The 17,842-nt window shown below is 64.7% G+C and carries 15 protein-coding genes; 5 read left to right on the plus strand and 10 right to left on the minus strand.

Going from position 1 to position 17,842, the window contains the following annotated elements:
* Window positions 1-52: 52 nt before the first annotated feature.
* Entirely contained in the window at window positions 53-3,529 is a 3,477-nt protein-coding gene (locus ACVIYL_RS02785) for an indolepyruvate ferredoxin oxidoreductase family protein (protein ID WP_456777671.1), read from the plus strand.
* On the opposite strand, the gene mctP is transcribed toward ACVIYL_RS02785, so the two are convergent.
* The 5 genes from mctP to ACVIYL_RS02810 all read right to left on the minus strand — a co-directional run bounded on the left by mctP (window position 3,500) and on the right by ACVIYL_RS02810 (window position 8,408).
* Entirely contained in the window at window positions 3,500-4,990 is a 1,491-nt protein-coding gene (gene mctP, locus ACVIYL_RS02790; protein ID WP_225162209.1) for a monocarboxylate uptake permease MctP, read from the minus strand. The genes ACVIYL_RS02785 and mctP overlap by 30 nt on opposite strands.
* Window positions 4,991-5,000: 10 nt before the next feature.
* Entirely contained in the window at window positions 5,001-5,186 is a 186-nt protein-coding gene (locus tag ACVIYL_RS02795) for a DUF3311 domain-containing protein (protein WP_038384255.1), read from the minus strand.
* 145 nt (window positions 5,187-5,331) lie between these two features.
* Window positions 5,332-6,303, minus strand: coding sequence for a tripartite tricarboxylate transporter substrate binding protein (locus ACVIYL_RS02800; RefSeq protein WP_456777672.1), 972 nt, complete (start codon window positions 6,301-6,303; stop codon window positions 5,332-5,334).
* 238 nt (window positions 6,304-6,541) lie between these two features.
* The gene (locus ACVIYL_RS02805; protein WP_076824982.1) at window positions 6,542-7,378 is read right to left on the minus strand and encodes an IS5 family transposase; all 837 of its coding nucleotides are present in this window, start codon (window positions 7,376-7,378) and stop codon (window positions 6,542-6,544) included.
* 118 nt (window positions 7,379-7,496) lie between these two features.
* Window positions 7,497-8,408: a LysR family transcriptional regulator gene (locus ACVIYL_RS02810; RefSeq protein ID WP_456777673.1), complete on the minus strand. Its 912-nt coding sequence runs from the start codon at window positions 8,406-8,408 to the stop codon at window positions 7,497-7,499.
* 142 nt (window positions 8,409-8,550) lie between these two features.
* Here ACVIYL_RS02810 and ACVIYL_RS02815 point away from each other — a divergent pair, with 142 nt between their 5' ends.
* The 4 genes from ACVIYL_RS02815 to ACVIYL_RS02830 all read left to right on the plus strand — a co-directional run bounded on the left by ACVIYL_RS02815 (window position 8,551) and on the right by ACVIYL_RS02830 (window position 13,117).
* A complete protein-coding gene (locus ACVIYL_RS02815) occupies window positions 8,551-9,699 on the plus strand; it encodes an HlyD family secretion protein (RefSeq protein ID WP_456777674.1) in 1,149 nt (382 codons plus the stop codon).
* Between the two features lie 367 nt (window positions 9,700-10,066).
* The gene (locus ACVIYL_RS02820) at window positions 10,067-11,683 is read left to right on the plus strand and encodes an MDR family MFS transporter (RefSeq protein WP_456777675.1); all 1,617 of its coding nucleotides are present in this window, start codon (window positions 10,067-10,069) and stop codon (window positions 11,681-11,683) included.
* A 27-nt stretch (window positions 11,684-11,710) separates the two neighbouring features.
* Window positions 11,711-12,169 (plus strand): carboxymuconolactone decarboxylase family protein, encoded by a 459-nt coding sequence (locus ACVIYL_RS02825; protein WP_028332972.1) that lies wholly within the window; start codon window positions 11,711-11,713, stop codon window positions 12,167-12,169.
* Window positions 12,170-12,280: 111 nt separating this feature from the next.
* A complete protein-coding gene (locus ACVIYL_RS02830; RefSeq protein WP_253608194.1) occupies window positions 12,281-13,117 on the plus strand; it encodes an IS5 family transposase in 837 nt (278 codons plus the stop codon).
* A gap of 229 nt (window positions 13,118-13,346) precedes the next feature.
* On the opposite strand, the gene ACVIYL_RS02835 is transcribed toward ACVIYL_RS02830, so the two are convergent.
* The 5 genes from ACVIYL_RS02835 to ACVIYL_RS02855 all read right to left on the minus strand — a co-directional run bounded on the left by ACVIYL_RS02835 (window position 13,347) and on the right by ACVIYL_RS02855 (window position 17,838).
* Window positions 13,347-14,207 (minus strand): D-amino-acid transaminase, encoded by an 861-nt coding sequence (locus tag ACVIYL_RS02835; RefSeq protein ID WP_456777676.1) that lies wholly within the window; start codon window positions 14,205-14,207, stop codon window positions 13,347-13,349.
* A 334-nt stretch (window positions 14,208-14,541) separates the two neighbouring features.
* Window positions 14,542-15,273, minus strand: a complete 732-nt coding sequence (locus ACVIYL_RS02840) for an amino acid ABC transporter ATP-binding protein (protein WP_057015476.1) — start codon at window positions 15,271-15,273, stop codon at window positions 14,542-14,544.
* Window positions 15,274-15,342: 69 nt separating this feature from the next.
* Window positions 15,343-16,035, minus strand: a complete 693-nt coding sequence (locus ACVIYL_RS02845) for an amino acid ABC transporter permease (RefSeq protein WP_225162205.1) — start codon at window positions 16,033-16,035, stop codon at window positions 15,343-15,345.
* A 2-nt stretch (window positions 16,036-16,037) separates the two neighbouring features.
* Entirely contained in the window at window positions 16,038-16,769 is a 732-nt protein-coding gene (locus ACVIYL_RS02850) for an amino acid ABC transporter permease (protein WP_050385176.1), read from the minus strand.
* A gap of 151 nt (window positions 16,770-16,920) precedes the next feature.
* A complete protein-coding gene (locus tag ACVIYL_RS02855; protein WP_225162203.1) occupies window positions 16,921-17,838 on the minus strand; it encodes an amino acid ABC transporter substrate-binding protein in 918 nt (305 codons plus the stop codon).
* Window positions 17,839-17,842: the final 4 nt, after the last annotated feature.

The following is a 17,842-nucleotide window of genomic DNA, read 5'->3' on the forward strand; positions in this document are numbered from 1 at the left end:
CACAGGCATAGCCTTGTCGGATCAGACATCGCGAATCCCGGAGAGGTCAGTCATGGGCCAGATGCCGTTGCTCGACGCCTATCAGCTGTCCGAGCGCTACAGCCGCGACCGCGGCCGCGTCTTCCTCACCGGCACGCAGGCGATCGTCCGCATCGTGCTCGACCAGGCGCGGCGCGACCGCGCGGCCGGCCTCAACACCGCGGGCTTCATCTCCGGCTATCGCGGCTCGCCGCTCGGCGGCGTCGATCTCGAACTGTGGAAGATCGGCGAGCAGCTCAAGGACAGCCGCATCGAATTCCTGCCCGCGGTGAATGAGGACCTCGCGGCGACCGCCGTACTCGGCTCGCAGCAGGTCGAGACGCAAAGGGATCGCGAGGTCGATGGCGTGTTCGCCCTGTGGTACGGCAAGGGCCCCGGCGTCGACCGTTCCGGCGATGCGCTGAAGCACGGCAATGCCTATGGCTCTTCGCCGCGTGGCGGCGTGCTCGTCGTCGCCGGCGACGACCATGGCTGCGTGTCGTCCTCGATGCCGCATCAGTCCGACGTCGCCTTCATGAGCTGGTTCATGCCGACGCTGCATCCGGCCGATGTCGGCGAATATCTCGCATTCAGCGAGTATGGCTACGCGCTGAGCCGGTTCTCCGGCATGTGGGTCGGCTTCAAGGCGATCTCGGAGATCGTGGAATCCGGCGCCTCGGTCGAGCTTTCGCCGCCGCGCCGTTTCGTGCAACCGGATTTCGTGCCGCCGCCCGGCGGCCTGCATTATCGCTGGCCGGATCTGCCGGGCCCGCAGATCGAGGAACGGCTGGAGGCGAAGAAGCACGCGGTCTACGCGTTCGCGAAAGCCAATCCGATCGATCGCCACATCTACGACATCAAGGATGCGAGCTACGGCATCGTCACCACGGGCAAGGCGCATCTCGATCTGATGGAGGCGCTGCGGCTGGTCGGGCTGGATGAAGCCGCCTGCCGCCGCTTCGGCATCGACATCTACAAGGTCGGCATGGTGTGGCCGCTGGCGCTGCACGATGCGATGGAGTTCGTGAAGGGCAAGCGCGAGATCCTCGTGGTCGAGGAGAAGCGCGGCATCATCGAGAGCCAGTTCAAGGAGTATTTCTACGACTATCCCGGCGCCAAGCCGGACCGGATGGTCGGCAAGCATGACGAGAGCGGCGCGCGGCTGATCTCCTGGACCGGCGAATTGTCGCCGCGCATGCTCGCCGACGTGCTGGCGCGCCGGCTCGACCCGATGTTTCCGGAATTGCAACTCGCTCGCCGCGTTGCCGCGCTGGTGCCCGAACAGGACCGCATGATCGCGGTGCCGGGCGCGACCCGTACGCCGTATTTCTGCTCGGGCTGCCCGCATAACACCTCGACGAAAGTGCCCGAGGGCTCCAAGGCGCTGGCCGGCATCGGCTGCCATTTCATGGCAAGCTGGATGGACCGCGAGACCTCGTCGCTGATCCAGATGGGCGGCGAAGGCGTCAACTGGGCGGCATCGTCGAAATTCACCGGCAACAGCCACGTGTTCCAGAATCTCGGCGAAGGCACCTACTATCACTCCGGCTCGATGGCGATCCGGCAGGCGATCGCCGCGAAAGCCAACATCACCTACAAGATCCTGTTCAATGACGCGGTGGCGATGACCGGCGGCCAGCCGGTCGACGGCCCGGTCAGCGTGCAGGCGATCGCGCACTCCGTCCGCGCCGAGGGCGTCGCGCGGATCGCGCTGGTCTCCGACGACCCCGCGCATTTCTCGCCGGCCGACCTGCCCGTGGGCGTCACCATCCATCCGCGCGAGGCGATGGACGCCGTGCAGCGCGAGCTGCGCGCTGTTCCCGGCGTCACCGTGCTGATCTATCAGCAGACCTGCGCCACCGAGAAGCGGCGGCGGCGCAAGCGCGGACAGATCAAGGATCCCGCGCGCTTTGCCTTCATCAACGACCTCGTCTGCGAGGGTTGCGGCGACTGCTCGGTGGAATCCAACTGCCTCAGCGTCGAGCCGAGGGAGACGCCGTTCGGCCGCAAGCGCCGGATCAACCTCTCGACCTGCAACAAGGATTTCTCCTGCCTCAACGGCTTCTGCCCGAGCTTCGTCACCATCGAGGGCGGCAAGCGGCGGGCGAAGAGCGCGAGCGCGATCGATCCGCTGACGCGTGCAGCGGCGCTGCCGATGCCGGAGCTCGCGGCGCTCGAGCGGCCCTATGATCTCTTGGTCACGGGCGTCGGCGGCACCGGCGTCATCACGGTGGGCGCGCTGATCGCCATGGCGGCGCATCTCGAGGGCCGCGGCGTCTCGGTGCTCGACTTCACTGGTTTTGCGCAGAAGTTCGGCCCGGTGCTGAGCTACCTGCGGCTGGCGGCCACACCCGACGCGCTGCATCAGGTGCGGATCGACCAGGGCGCGGCCGACGCGCTGATCGGTTGCGACCTCGTGGTGAGCTCGTCGGCAAAAGCATCCGGCACCTATCGCAAGGGGATGCGCGCTGCGGTCAATACCGCCGAGATGCCGACCGGCGACGTGGTGCGCTTCCGCGATGCCGACCTCGCCTCGCCGGTTCGCTTACGCGCCATCGAGCGGGTGATCGGGTCGGGCAACCTCACCATGATCGACGCCAACGCGCTGGCCGAGCGGCTGCTCGGCGACAGCGTCTTTGCCAACATCATCATGCTCGGCTTTGCCTGGCAGCAGGGCCTGGTGCCGGTGTCGCTGGATGCGCTGATCCGCGCGATCGAATTGAACGGCGTCGCCATCGAGCGCAACAGGCAGGCGCTGGCCTGGGGCCGGATCGCCTTCGCCGATCCGGAGTTCTTGCCGAAGGCCGACGGTGCTGCGGCCGATGTGCCCGAAACGCTGGAGCAGGTGATCGCGAGGCGCGCCGATTTCCTCAGGGCGTATCAGGACGAGGCCTATGCCGCGCGCTATCGGGCGACAATCGACCGCGTGCGTCGCGTCGAAGTGGCGCTCGGCAGCGAGACCTTGACCGACGCCGTGGCCCGGTCGCTGTTCAAGCTGATGGCCTACAAGGACGAATATGAGGTGGCGCGGCTGCATATGCAGTCGGGCTTCCTCGACGAACTCAGTCAGGAGTTCGACGGCGACTTCACGGTGCAATATCACCTTGCGCCACCGTTCCTCCCGGCGCAGCGCGATGCACGGGGACGGCCGAGGAAGCGCGCGTTCGGACAATGGATCCAGACGCCGCTGCGGTTGCTCGCGGGCCTGAAAGGGCTGCGCGGCACGGCGTTCGACGTGTTCGGCTATACCGCGGAGCGCCGCACCGAGCGCGAGCTGATCACCTGGTATGAGGCGCTGATCGAGACCATGCTCGGCAAGCTCGACAAGGCACGGCTGCCCGATCTCGTCGCGCTGGCAAAGGCGCCGATGGAGATCCGCGGTTATGGGCCGGTGAAGGATGCCGCGATCGAAAAGACCAGAGCGGAGGTCGCGCGGCTCACCGCACGACTTGCCTCCGCGCCGTCAGACCAAGGCGACGGCTCAGGCCGCCGCGCGGCGCTTAGCGGGTGATATCAGGCCGACTACGACGGTCGCGAGCACCGCCACGACGATGTTGAGCAGCAGCGCACCGAGGCCGACATAGAAGCTGTAGCTGGCATCGCCGAGCGAGATGCTGGCGAGCGGCTTCAGCCCGTTGCTCCACGCGGTATATGTGCCCCAGCCGATGCCGACCGCCCAGCCGAGCAGCAGCCCTTCGGCACGGAACCAGACGGTGAACAGCCCGAACACCAGCGCCGGCAGGGTCTGCACGATCCAGAGGCCGCCGAGCAGTTGCAGGTCCAGCGCATATTGCGTCGGCAGGAACAGGATGAAGGCGAGCGCACCGACCTTGACCACCAGCGATGTGATCTTCGCCACCGACGCCTCACCGGCGTGCGAGATGTCCGGGTTGACGTAGGACTTCCAGACATTGCGCGTGAACAGGTTGGCGGCGCCGATGCTCATCACCGCCGCCGGCACCAGCGCGCCGATCGCGATCGCCGAGAACGCAAAGCCCGCGAACCATTCCGGGAACAGCGTCTTGAACAGCATCGGCACCACGTCGTTCGGCGAAGTCACCTTGATGCCGGCGGCATAGGCCATGTAGCCGAGCAGCGCGATCAGGCCGAGCAAGAGCGTATAGGCCGGCAGCAGGATCGCATTCTTGCGGATGGTATCCGCCGACTTCGAGGCGAAGATGCCGGTCAGCGTGTGCGGATACATGAAGGCGGCGAGCGCCGAGCCCAGCGCCAGCGTCGCATAGGGCAGATACTGTCCGGGCTTCAACGTCAGGCCGGTGGCGCCGCCCTTCGCCGTGAAGGCGTCGTTGGCGGCCGAGAACACCGCGCCGTAGCCGCCGAGCTTCGCGGGCACCACGACCACGGCGGCCAGCACCACGATGTAGATCATGATGTCCTTGACGAAGGCGATCAGCGCCGGCGCGCGCAGGCCGGAGCTATAGGTATAGAGCGCGAGGATCACGAAGGCGGCGATGATCGGCAGTTCGCCGGACAGCCCCATCGCCTTGATCACGACTTCCATGCCGATCAGCTGCAACGCGATGTAGGGCATGGTCGCGACCAGGCCGGTCAGCGCCACCGCGAGCTCGAGCGCGCGCGAGCCATAGGCGCCGTGGACGACATCGGCGGCGGTGACGTAGCCGTTCGCATGCGCCTTCTTCCACAGCACCGGCATGACAGCGAATACGAAGGGATAGACAATGATGGTGTAGGGCAGCGCGAAGAAGCCGTAGGCGCCGACCGCGTAGACCAGCGCCGGCACCGCGATCACGGTGTAGGCGGTGTAGAAATCGCCGCCGACCAGGAACCAGGTGATCCAGGTGCCGAACTGGCGGCCGCCGAGGCCCCATTCGTCGAGATGCTCGCTGACCGGGCCGGATTTCCAGCGCGCCGCGAAGAAGCCCATCACGGTGACGAGCGCAAAGAAGAAGATGAAGACGCAGAGCGCCACCCAGGCGATGTGATCGGTCATGGCTGTCCCCTCACCGCGGCTCGTCGGCATCGGGCCGGCGGCTGCGATAGACCAGCCAGATCAAGAGCGAGGAGATCGGCACCCAGGCGAGCTGGTACCAGTAGAAGAAGGGAAAGCCGAACAGGGAAGGCTCGACGAAATTATAGAACGGCACCCACAGCAAGCCGATGAACGGCAGCAGCAACAAAATCCACATGGCCTACTCTTTGACGCAAGACACAGCTCAAGGCGGGAGGTTCCGCTGATCATGGCAACGATCCAGGAACCGGTCCGTTGCGTCTAGAATCACGGTTACGGCAATGCGACGCAAAAAGATGTGATCGTCACCTGGCGCATGCCGCCTATTCGGCCTTGATGCCGGCGTCCTTTATCACCTTGCGCCAGCGCGCTTCCTCGCCGGCAAAGTAGCGGTCGAGCTCGGCCCGCGGTGAGGCCACCATCACGAGGCCCTCATTGACGCTGAGCTTCTTGAAGGCCTCCGCCTGCACGGCCTTTGCCGCCGATCTGTTGAGGCGATCGATGATGTCGGGCGGCGTATTCGCCGGCGCGTAGAGGCCGTACCAGGATTCGGCGACATAGCCGGAGGCGCCGGCTTCCGACACCGTCGGCAATTGCGGGAACGCGGCCGAGCGCTCAGCGGACGTCACTCCGATCGCGCGCAGCTGCCCGGCCTCGACCAGCGAGGCGCAGCTTGCCACCGTGGTGAACATCACCTGGATCTGGCCGCCCAAGAGGTCGGTGATGGCGGGCGCCGCGCCCTTGTAGGGAACGGTGGTGAGATTGACCCCGGCCATGTGCTTGAACAGTTCGCCGGCGAGATGCGCCGAGGTGCCGGTGCCATAGGTGCCGTAGGACAGCTTCTGCGGATCGGCCTTCGCGGCCGCGATCAGATCGGCAATCGACTTGATCGGCGAAGCGGGATTGACCACAACGACGTTGAAGGAGCGCGCCACCAGCGCCACGGGCGCAAAATCCTTGTGCGCATCATAAGGCAGCTTGCTGTAGAGGCTCGGATTGACCGCGTTGGCGAAGGTCGCCATCAGCAGCGTGTAGCCGTCGGATGGGCTCGCCGCGACGCTCTGCGTGCCGATGATGGTGCCCGCCCCCGGCTTGTTCTCGATGATGACGGTGACGCCGAGATCCTTCTGCATCTCCTGTGCCAGCGTCCGCGCCACGACATCGGTGCCGCCGCCCGGCGCAAACGGCACCACGATCTTGACGATGTGGTCGGGATAGGCGGCGCGCGCCGGCAGTTGCAGCAGCAGGTTTGCTGCGAGCGCGAACAGGAGTGATGCGAGGAGACGAAACGGCATGGCAGGCCCCGGCAGCAGGCGGTGCCGTCTTCATACACGCGAACGCTATGCAAGGGATGCCGGGCCGTCATGACGCGGTAGGAACGTCGTACTATTAGTCCCGTCATCCCCGCGCAAAGGCTTCGCCTTTGTCGCTGGAGGTGCGAGCGGAGCGAGCCTCGAAGGATGAACGGCCAGCAGCCGGGCCGTGCATCCTTCGAGACGCCGCTGCGCGGCTCCTCAGAGTCTGACTCATAAATCACCCAACCTTAGCTGCAGCCGCGAGTCTGCGGGTCAGGAGCCTGATGTGTGCAATCAGCAGCCAGGCAGCTTCGGTTGCCACCGTCGCCTCGAAGTCCTTGGCGAGGCGGCGGCATCTGCCGAACCAAGCAAATGTGCGTTCAACCACCCACCGCCTCGGCAGAAGCTGGAAGCCTTTGACGCCTTGAGGCCGCTCGACGATCTCGACAGTCCATGGACCGCAGTCTGAGAGCGCGTCGAGGAGTTGATTTCCGCGGTAGATCCGGTCGGCAAAGACGTGGCGCAGCCGGGGGAAGTTCATCCGCACGTTCTTCAGCAGCGGTACGGCGCCATGGCAGTCCTGAACGTTGGCCGGATGAACATGAACCCCGAGGAGGAGGCCATTGGTATCCGTCACGATATGCCGCTTGCGGCCGTAGATGCGCTTGCCTGCATCGTAGCCGCGCGGTCCGCCAGCTTGCGTGGTCGGCGCACTTTGACTGTCGATCACGGCTGCCGTCGGCTTCGGTGTCCGTCCAAGCTTTTTTCGCGCCCGTCGGACAAGCACGCTGACAATCCTCTGCCACCGGCCTGTATCCCGCCATCTATAAAAATAGCCCTGCACCGTCGAATAGGGCGGGAACTCCTGCGGCAACGCCCGCCACTGGCAGCCGGTCGAAACGATATAGAGGATCGCTTCGATCACACGACGCAGCTCCGTCTTACGCGGCCGGCCGCGCCGGTTCGCTCGCGGCAACAGGCGTCTGATCACCGCCCACTCCGCATCGGTCATATCGCTTGCATAACGCAGATCGTCCCGCCGATATTGCTCCCGAGTGATCTTGGTCCAGGGCATCGTGCTCTCCCTCGAATCTTTGCAAATCCGATGGAATCACACCCCACTGAGATCACTCACCCATTTTTCAGTCAGGCTCTCAGGATGACGGGGTGAATCTAAGTGCGAGCTCCTTCGCTCACGAATACGGATTGATCAGCTTCTGCTGCTCGGTGGCGTGGTGGACCAGCAGGTCGATGAAGGTGCGGACCTTCGCCGAGAGATGATGGCGGTGCGGATAGACAGCATTCATGGTGAGCTCGACCGGCCGGTATTCGGGCAGCAGGCGGACCAGTTGTCCCGACTCCAGTTCGTCGCGGACCAGGAAGCCGGCCGCGAGGAAGACGCCGACGCCGGCCAGCGCCGCGAGCTTCAGGGTTTCGCCGCTGTTGGAGATCAGATTTCCGGAGACGCGCACCGCAGCCGGCGTTCCCTTGCGGTCGGCGAAGCGCCACTCGTCGCCATAGGGATAGTTGGCGTGACGCATGCAGTTGCGCGCGGAGAGATCGGCCAGCAGCGTTGGCTTGCCGTGCTGTTCGATATAGCCGTGCGAGCAGCACAGCACGTGGCGCCAGGTCGCGATGGTGCGCACGATCAGGCTGGAGTCCGGCGGCGGCACCATGCGCACCGCGAGATCGTAGTTCTCGTCGATCAGATCGGCATTGCGCTCGCCGATCGTGAGATCGAGCTTGACTTCGGGATAGGTGGCGAGGAACTCGGCCACCGCCGGCGACAGGAACTGGACGAGATGGGTGTTGGTGAAGATCCGCAGCGTGCCGCGCGGCACCGATTGCTGGGCGCCCGCGATGTCGTCGGCCTGCTCGATATCGGCGAGGATCTGGACGCAGCGGTCGTAATAGGCCTGGCCGACCTCGGTGAGGCTGACCTTGCGCGTGGTGCGGTTGAGCAGCCGGGCGCCGAGCCGGTCCTCCAGCGACTGGACGTGGTTGCTCACCATGGTGGTGGACATGTTGAGCTTGCGCCCGGCGGCGGAGAAGCCGCCGGAATCCACGACCCGGACGAAGGCGGTCAGGCTGGTCAGGCGATCCATGCGGTAAGGTCCGGATTATCAGCGCTGGCTTGATAATGCTTCCAGTTTTATCGGGATTATCACAGCGGGGAGGACATTGCATCTAAGGGGCGTACTGGGCGCCCTTTCTGGAAGGACGCGAATGTTCGACCCGGAGGATGTCATGTCGACCACTACTTATGTCCCTGAACAAGCAACAAAAATCGGCCTCCGCCCGTCGCGGAAAACGGTCAAGCGGGTGGCGCTCGGGCTCGCCGCGATCATCGGCGCCGCCGTGGCAGCCGACTTTGGTTACGACTACGTCACCACCGGCCGCTACCTCGAAACCACCGACGACGCCTATGTGAAGGCCGACTCCACGATCATCGCCCCGAAGGTCTCGGGCTACATCGCCAAAGTGCTGGTCACCGACAACCACCCGGTGAAGGCCGGCCAGTTGCTGGCCGAGATCGACGACCGCGATTACCGCACCGCGCTCGGCCAGGCCAAGGCCGATGTCGACGCCGCCAGCGCCTCGGTACGCAACCTCGATGCCCAGCTCGAACTGCAGCAGCCGATCATCGACCAGAGCACGGCCGACGTCACCGCCGCCGAGGCCAACCTGAAATTCGCGCAGGAAGAGCAGACCCGCTACGACGGGCTGATGAAGTCCGGCTCCGGCACCATTCAGCGTGCGCAACAGACCGACGCAGCGCTGCGCGCCAACACCGCGCAATTGCAGCACGCGAAGTCGGCGCTGTCGGCGGCGCAGCGCAAGGTCGACGTGTTGACCACGCAGCGCGCCCAGGCCGCAGCGCAGGTGGACCGTGCTCGCGCGGTCGAGCAGCAGGCCGAGCTCAACCTGTCCTATGCCCGGATCACCGCGCCGGTCGACGGCACGGTCGGCGCCCGCACGCTGCGCGTCGGGCAATATGTGCAGGCCGGCACCCAGCTGATGGCGGTGGTGCCGCTGGACGCGGTCTATGTGGTCGCCAATTTCAAGGAGACGCAGCTGACCCATGTGCGCAACGGCCAGCCGGTCGAGCTCACGGTCGACAGTTTTCGCGGCACCACGCTGAAGGGCCATGTCGACAGCCTGTCGCCGGCCAGCGGCCTCGAATTCGCGCTGCTGCCGCCCGACAACGCCACCGGCAATTTCACCAAGATCGTGCAGCGCGTGCCGGTCAAGATCGTGCTCGACGATCAGAGCCTCACCGGCCTCTTGCGCCCCGGCATGTCGGCGATCCCGACCGTCAACACCAAGGCAACGGTGCTGGCCGAGCGCGAGGAGAAGCGGCGGCTGGCATCAGTGACGCGGGCGAACGGCGGATAGGACCAAACGCTTCTTCGGCTGGCTCCGCGCGATCGATCACCCATCGGTGGTCGATCGCGTTTTGCTGTCTACGCCCTCTTCGCCTCTCCCGCTTGCGGGTGGGGGCTCTCTCCGCGAGTCATCTTGTGGAGAGAGCCCCCACCCCACCCTCCCCCGCAAGCGGAGAGGGAGCTTGAGAGGCGTGCTCACCTCACTAGTCGACGGCACGCAGGCCAAACGCAGCCGTCGTGCCGTGGTCATAACCGCAGTCGCTCTCTCAGCCGCAGCCGTTGATTATCAACCTCTACCGGACAATCCTTCCAGTCTTTCTCGGATTATCGAAACCGGCCGCCTAATACATCTTGTGTGGGTAGCAAGGACGACCTCGATGACCGCACTTCACCCCACAGCCGACGCAGCGAACGCCGCCGCGCTCCCCGCCCCCGCAGCGCCGGCGGCGCCGGCGATCCCCACGAAAACCTGGATCGCGGTGATCGGGGCGACGCTCGGCGCGTTCATGGCTGTGCTGAACATCCAGATCGTCAACGCCTCGCTCGCCGACGTGCAGGGCGCGATCGGCGCCGGGATCGACGACGGCGGCTGGATCTCGACCTCCTATCTGATCGCCGAGATCGTGGTGATCCCGCTCTCCGGCTGGCTCGCGCAGGTGTTCTCGGTGCGCATCTATCTGCTCACCAATGCGTTCCTGTTCCTGGTGTTCTCGGCGGCATGCGCGCTGGCGCAGGACCTGCCGCAGATGATCGCGCTGCGCGCGGTGCAAGGCTTCACCGGCGGCGTGCTGATCCCGATGGCGTTCACGCTGATCATCACGCTACTGCCGAAGGCCAAGCAGCCGATCGGGCTCGCGCTGTTCGCGCTGTCGGCGACGTTCGCGCCGGCGATCGGCCCGACCATCGGCGGCTATCTCACCGAGAACTGGGGCTGGCAGTATATCTTCTATGTCAACCTGGTGCCGGGCGCCGTGATGATCGCGATGCTCTACGTCTCGCTCGATCCGAGCCCGATGAAGCTGTCTCTGATCCGCCAGGGCGACTGGCTCGGCATCATCACCATGGCGATCGGCCTCGCCGCGCTGCAGACCGTGCTGGAGGAAGGCAACAAGGACGACTGGTTCGGCTCGCCCTTCATCGTCCGCCTGTCGGTGATCGCCGCCGTCGCGCTGGCCGCCTTCCTGATCGTCGAGTTCACCGTGGAGAAGCCGCTGCTCAATCTGCGCCTGCTCGCCCGCCGCAATTTCGGCTTCGGCATGCTGGCCAACTTCCTGCTTGGCATCGCGCTGTACGGCTCGGTGTTCATCCTGCCGCAGTACCTCGCGCGCATCCAGGGCTACAATGCCGAGCAGATCGGCATGGTGCTGGCCTGGACCGGGCTGCCGCAGCTCGCGCTGATCCCGCTGGTACCGCGGCTGATGCAGCGCTTCGACCCGCGCCTCATCATCGGCGTCGGCTTCGCGCTGTTCGCCGGCTCCAACTTCATGAACATCTTCATGACCAACGACTACGCCACCGACCAGCTGTTCTGGCCCAACATCGTCCGCGCCATCGGCCAGGCGCTGGTGATGGCGCCGCTGTCTGCGGTTGCGACCGCGGGCATCGAGCTGGAGAATGCGGGCTCGGCCTCCGCGCTGTTCAACATGATGCGCAACCTCGGCGGTGCGGTCGGCATCGCCGTGCTGCAGACGCTGCTGACCAAGCGCGAGCAATATCACTCCAACGTGCTGATGCAGTCGGTCTCGCTGCTGGAACAGGCCACACGGAACCGGATTGAGCAGCTGACGCAGTATTTCATGAACCACGGCGTCGCCGACCAGGCCGCGGCCGCCCACCGCGCAATCGCGGCGATCGGCAAGGTCGTGCAGAAGCAGGCCTACATCCTCGCCTTCAGTGATACCTTCTATCTGCTCGGCGTCGCGCTGATCATCGCACTCGCGGCGACACTCTTCCTGAAGAAGCCGGGCCAGCTCGCTGGCGGCGGTGCGCACTAACCCAAACCACAACCACGGAGAACGACCATGAAGCCCCGTATGAACTTCTACCAGGCCGCACCCGAGACCATCAAAGCGCTGGTCGCGGTCGAAAACCAGATCGCTGCGAGCGGCCTCGAGCAATCGCTGATCGAGCTGGTCAAGACCCGCGCCTCGCAGATCAACGGCTGCGCCTACTGCATCAACATGCACACTGAGGATGCCCGCAAGCACGGCGAGACCGAGCAGCGGCTCTATTTGCTCAACGCCTGGCGCGAATCCCCGCTCTACAGCGAGCGCGAGCGCGCGGCACTGGCCTGGACCGAAGCGCTGACGCTGGTTGCGGAGACGCATGCGCCCGACGCCGACTATGAGGCCGTGCGCGCCCAGTTCTCGGACAGCGAGCTGGTCAACCTGACCACGCTGATCGGCGCGATCAACGCCTGGAACCGGATCGCCATCGGCTTCCGCGCGGTGCATCCGGTGAAGGCGAAGGCGGCGGCGTAAACAGCGCGGACGATCCATCCCCGTCATCCTGAGAGCCTGACTGAAAAATGGGTGAGTGATCTCAGTGGGGTGTGATTCCATCGGATTTGCAAAGATTCGAGGGAGAGCACGATGCCCTGGACCAAGATCACTCGGGAGCAATATCGGCGGGACGATCTGCGTTATGCAAGCGATATGACCGATGCGGAGTGGGCGCTGATCAGACGCCTGTTGCCGCGAGCGAACCGGCGCGGCCGGCCGCGTAAGACGGAGCTGCGTCGTGTGATCGAAGCGATCCTCTATATCGTTTCGACCGGCTGCCAGTGGCGGGCGTTGCCGCAGGAGTTCCCGCCCTATTCGACGGTGCAGGGCTATTTTTATAGATGGCGGGATACAGGCCGGTGGCAGAGGATTGTCAGCGTGCTTGTCCGACGGGCGCGAAAAAAGCTTGGACGGACACCGAAGCCGACGGCAGCCGTGATCGACAGTCAAAGTGCGCCGACCACCCAAGCTGGCGGACCGCGCGGCTACGATGCAGGCAAGCGCATCTACGGCCGCAAGCGGCATATCGTGACGGATACCAATGGCCTCCTCCTCGGGGTTCATGTTCATCCGGCCAACGTTCAGGACTGCCATGGCGCCGTACCGCTGCTGAAGAACGTGCGGATGAACTTCCCCCGGCTGCGCCACGTCTTTGCCGACCGGGTCTACCGCGGAAATCAACTCCTCGACGCGCTCTCAGACTGCGGTCCATGGACTGTCGAGATCGTCGAGCGGCCTCAAGGCGTCAAAGGCTTCCAGCTTCTGCCGAGGCGGTGGGTGGTTGAACGCACATTCGCTTGGTTCGGCAGATGCCGCCGCCTCGCCAAGGACTTCGAGGCGACGGTGGCAACCGAAGCTGCCTGGCTGCTGATTGCACACATCAGGCTCCTGACCCGCAGACTCGCGGCTGCAGCTAAGGTTGGGTGATTTATGAGTCAGACTCTGAGGAGCCTGCGCAGCAGGCGTCTCGAAGGATGCACGGCCACAGCCGGGCCGTCGACCCTTCGAGGGCCGCTGAAGAAGCGGCCACCTCAGGGTGACGGTGCCAAGGCGATGCGCAGACCGTAGGGTGGGTTAGCCGAAGGCGTAACCCACCATTCTCTCCGCGGTGAGCAAAGTCGGTGGGTTACGCTGCGCTAACCCACCCCACCCAGCGTCAAACCGCCGTCGCGCGGGCGAACTCGACGTAGATCTCGCGCAGGCGGTTGGTGATCGGGCCGACCTTGCCGCCTCCGACCTTCTTGCCGTCGATCGCGACCACGCCCTGCACGAACACAGAGGCGCTGGTGATGAAGGCTTCCTTGGCAGCGAGCGCTTCCTCGATCGTGAAGGCGCGCTCCTCGATGCGCAGCTGGCGTTCCTCGGCGAGCTTGACCACCGCCTTGCGGGTGCAGCCGGGCAGGATCTCGTTGCCGTTCTGCCGGGTCACGATGACATCGTCCTGGGTGACGATGAAGGACGAGGACGAGCCGCCCTCGGTGACCTTGCCGTCCTCGATCATCCAGGCTTCGCCGGCGCCGGCCGCGGCGGCCGCCTGCTTGGCCAGCACCTGCGCCAGCAGCGCCACGCTCTTGATGTCGCGCCGCTCCCAACGGATGTCGGGTACCGTGATGACGTTAATGCCGGTCTTGGCCGAGGGCGCGTTGATGATGTCCTTTTCCGAGGTGAACATCACGAGCGTCGGCTTGACGTCGGCCTTCGGGAAGGCGAAGTCGCGGCCCTTGTCGGCGCCGCGGGTGACCTCGAGATAGACCATGCCGTTGACGAGGTCGTTGCGCGCAACCAGCTCCTTCTGGATCTCCTCGATCCGCTCCAGCGTCTCCGGCAGCGCGAGCTGGATCTCGCCGACCGAACGCTTGAGCCGCGCCAGATGCGAGGCGTTGTCGATCAGCTTGCCCTCGAGCACCGCCGCCACCTCGTAGATGCCGTCGGCGAACAGGAATCCGCGGTCGAAGACCGAGACCTTGGCCTCCGAATGCGGCACGAACGAGCCGTTGACGTAAGCGATCTTTTCCACGCGAGTTCTCCTGCCGACGAAGGGGGTTTCAGGCCTTCGTATACGCAAATTGTTAACGGGGGAAAACCCTGTAGCCGCCGTCATTCCGGGGCGATGCGCAGCACCGAACCCGGAATCTCGAGATTCCCCGTACGCAATTGCGCACCTGCGGTCTGGTCCCTCGGACCATCCCGGAATGACAGCCAGGCCCTCCACGTCATTGCGAGCGAAGCGAAGCAATCCATAGCGCCGCCTACGCGGATGGATGGATTGCTTCGTCGCTTCAGCGCAAATTGCCTTGCAATTTGTCGCGAGCTCCTCGCAATGACGGAGGGGCGTCCGGCGCTCCCCGGCCTCAGTGCTGCAGGATCTTCGACAGGAACTTCTGCGCGCGGTCGCTGCGCGGCGTGCCGAAGAAGTCGGCCTTCTTGGCGTCCTCGACGATCTCGCCGCGGTCCATGAAGATGACGCGGTCGGCGACCTTGTTGGCAAAGCCCATTTCATGGGTCACGACCATCATGGTCATGCCCTCGCGGGCGAGGTCCACCATGACGTCGAGCACCTCGCTGATCATCTCCGGATCGAGCGCCGAGGTCGGCTCGTCGAACAGCATCGCGATCGGGTCCATCGCCAGCGCGCGGGCGATCGCGACGCGCTGCTGCTGGCCGCCGGACAACTCCGCCGGAAACTTCTTGGCATGATCCTTCAGCCCGACGCGCTCCAGAAGCTTCATGCCCTTGGCGGTGGCGTCCTCAGACTTGCGGCCGAGCACCTTCTCCTGCGCGAGGCGGAGATTGTCGATGATCCGTAAGTGCGGGAACAGTTCGAAATGCTGGAACACCATGCCGACGCGCGAGCGCAGCTTCGGCAGATCGGTCTTGGGATCATTGACCTTGACGCCGTCGAGCGTGATGTCGCCGCCCTGGATCGGCTCCAGCGCGTTGACGCATTTGATCAGGGTCGACTTGCCCGAGCCGGACGGGCCGCAGACCACCACCACCTCGCCCTTGGCGACGCTGGTGGTGCAGTCCTTCAGCACCTGGAAGCTCGGCCCGTACCATTTGTTGACGTGGTTGATCTCGATCATGATGGCTCAGCTTTTTTGTTTAGGCATGACCTTGTCGGAAAACCGGTTCCCACTTTTCCGGGTCATGCCTCAGCGAACGATGGCAATGCGCGCCTGCAGGCGGCGAACGCCGTAGGACGCGATACAGGAAATGACGAAGTAGACCAGCGCGGCGAACAGATACATTTCGACCAGGCGGCCGTCGCGCTGCGCGACCTTGCTGGCGGCGCCGAGGAAATCCGGGATCGACAGCACGTAGACCAGCGAGGTGTCCTGGAACAGCACGATGGTCTGCGTCAGCAGCACCGGCAGCATGTTGCGAAACGCCTGCGGCAGCACGACGTAGCGCATCGACTGCGCGTAGGTCAGGCCAAGCGCGCTGGCCGCGGCCGGCTGGCCCTTCGAGATCGACTGAATGCCGGCGCGCATGATCTCGGAGAAATACGCCGCCTCGAACGCGATAAAGGTGATCAGCGAGGAGGCGAAGGCGCCGACCGTGATCGGCCGCGACGCGCCGGTCAGCCACTGCCCGATATACGGCACCAGGAAGTAGAACCAGAAGATCACCAGCACCAGCGGCAGCGAGCGGATGAAGTCGACATAGAAGCCCGCGATGCGCCCGAGCACCTTGTAGCTCGACAGCCGCATCAGGGCGATCAGGGTGCCGAACACCAGGCCGCCGAACGCGGCGAGCGCGGTCAGGGTCAGCGTGAAGCGCATGCCCTCCAGGAACAGGTAGGGCAGCGAGCGGCGGATGACGTCGAAATCGAAACTGCCGATCATCGTCATTTGCCCGTGATGTAGCCGGGGATCGCGACATAGCGCTCGAGGAAGCGCATCGCGGTCACCACGACGAAATTGAGGAGCAGGTAGAGCACGGTTGCCGCCGTGAACGCCTCGAACACCTGGAACGAGAACTCCTGCATCGAGCGGGCCTGGCCGGTCAGTTCGATCAGGCCGATGGTGATGGCGACCGCGCTGTTCTTGATGGTGTTGAGGAATTCGGAGGTCAGCGGCGGCAGGATGATGCGGAATGCCATCGGCAGCAGCACGTAGCGATAGGTCTGCACCGTGGTGAGGCCGAGCGCGGTCGAGGCCTGCTTCTGCCCGCGCGGCAGCGAGGTGATGCCGGCCTGCAATTGCACGGCGACGCGCGCCGACATGAAGAAGCCGACGCCGATCGCGGCGGTCCAGAACGGCGCATTCGGCAGTTGCTTCAGCCACAGCCCGGCCGACCGCGGCAGCAGTTCGGGCAGCACGAAGAACCACAGGAACAGCTGCACCAAGAGCGGCATGTTGCGGAAGAACTCGACCCAGCAGAAGCCGATCCACGACGCGGTCCGCGACGGCAGCGTGCGCAGCACGCCGATCACCGAGCCGGACACCAGCGCGATGATCCAGGCCAGCACCGACACCTTGACGGTGACCACCAGCCCCGACAGCAACAGGTCGAGATAGGTGCCGGTCCCCATCGGGTTCGGCTCAAGGAAGATGTGCCAGTTCCAATTGTAGTTCACAGGTCCCCCACGCGGCCGTGCCGGTCACGGCATTACGCCGGCATCGCGCGCGGCGTCTATGCAAATGTCCGGCCATTCTCCTCCAAAAATGGCCGGACATGCTAACTTTCAGGACCCGCTCCCAAAAGGGACGACGGGTCATACACAGCGGTCAGTTGACCAGATAGGCATCCGGATCCGGAGAGTCCGACGGCTTCGCAAACTGCTTCTTCATCTCCGGTCCAGCCGGCGAGTTGAGATTAAGGCCCTTCGGCGGGATCTTTTGGGTGAACCACTTGTCATAGATCTTCTGGCCCTCGCCGCTGGTGTAGAGCGCGGCGGTTGCGGCGTCGACGACCTTCTTGAACGGCGCGTCGTCCTTGCGCAGCATGATGCCGTAGGGCTCGGGCTTGGAGAACGCGTCCTTGGAGATCACGTAGTCATCCGGCGACTTCGAGCCGGCGACGAGGCTCGCGAGCAGGATGTCGTCCATCACGAAGGCGACCGCGCGATCGGTCTCGACCATCAGGAAGGCCTCGGCATGATCCTTGGCCGGGATGATATTGACGCTCAGCCCGCGCGCGAGGTTGGCCTCGGTCAGCTGCTTGATGTTGGTGGTGCCGGCGGTCGAGACCACCGTCTTGCCCTTCAGATCGTCGATCGAATTGATCTTGCTCGCCTTCTTGGTGACGTAGCGGCTGGCGGTCAGGAAGTGGCTGTTGGTGAAGGAGACCTGCTTCTGGCGCTCGGCATTGTTGGTGGTCGAGCCGCATTCGAGGTCGACGGTGCCGTTGGCCATCAGCGGAATACGCGTCGCCGAGGTCACCGGGTTGAGCTTGACCTCGAGCTTGTCGAGCTTCAGCTCCTTCTTCACGGCATCGACGATCTTGTAGCAGATGTCCATGGCGTAGCCGACCGGCTTCTGGTTGTCGTCGAGATAGGAGAACGGGATCGAGGAGTCGCGGTAGCCGAGCGTGATCGCGCCGGTGTCCTTGATGTTCTTCAGCGTGCCGGTCAGCTCCTGGGCTTGCGCCTGGCTCGCGCCCAGCGCGGCGGCGAGCGCGAAGCCGATCAGATAGTTGCGTGTCATACGT

The organism is Bradyrhizobium sp. USDA 3315, from assembly GCF_054056795.1.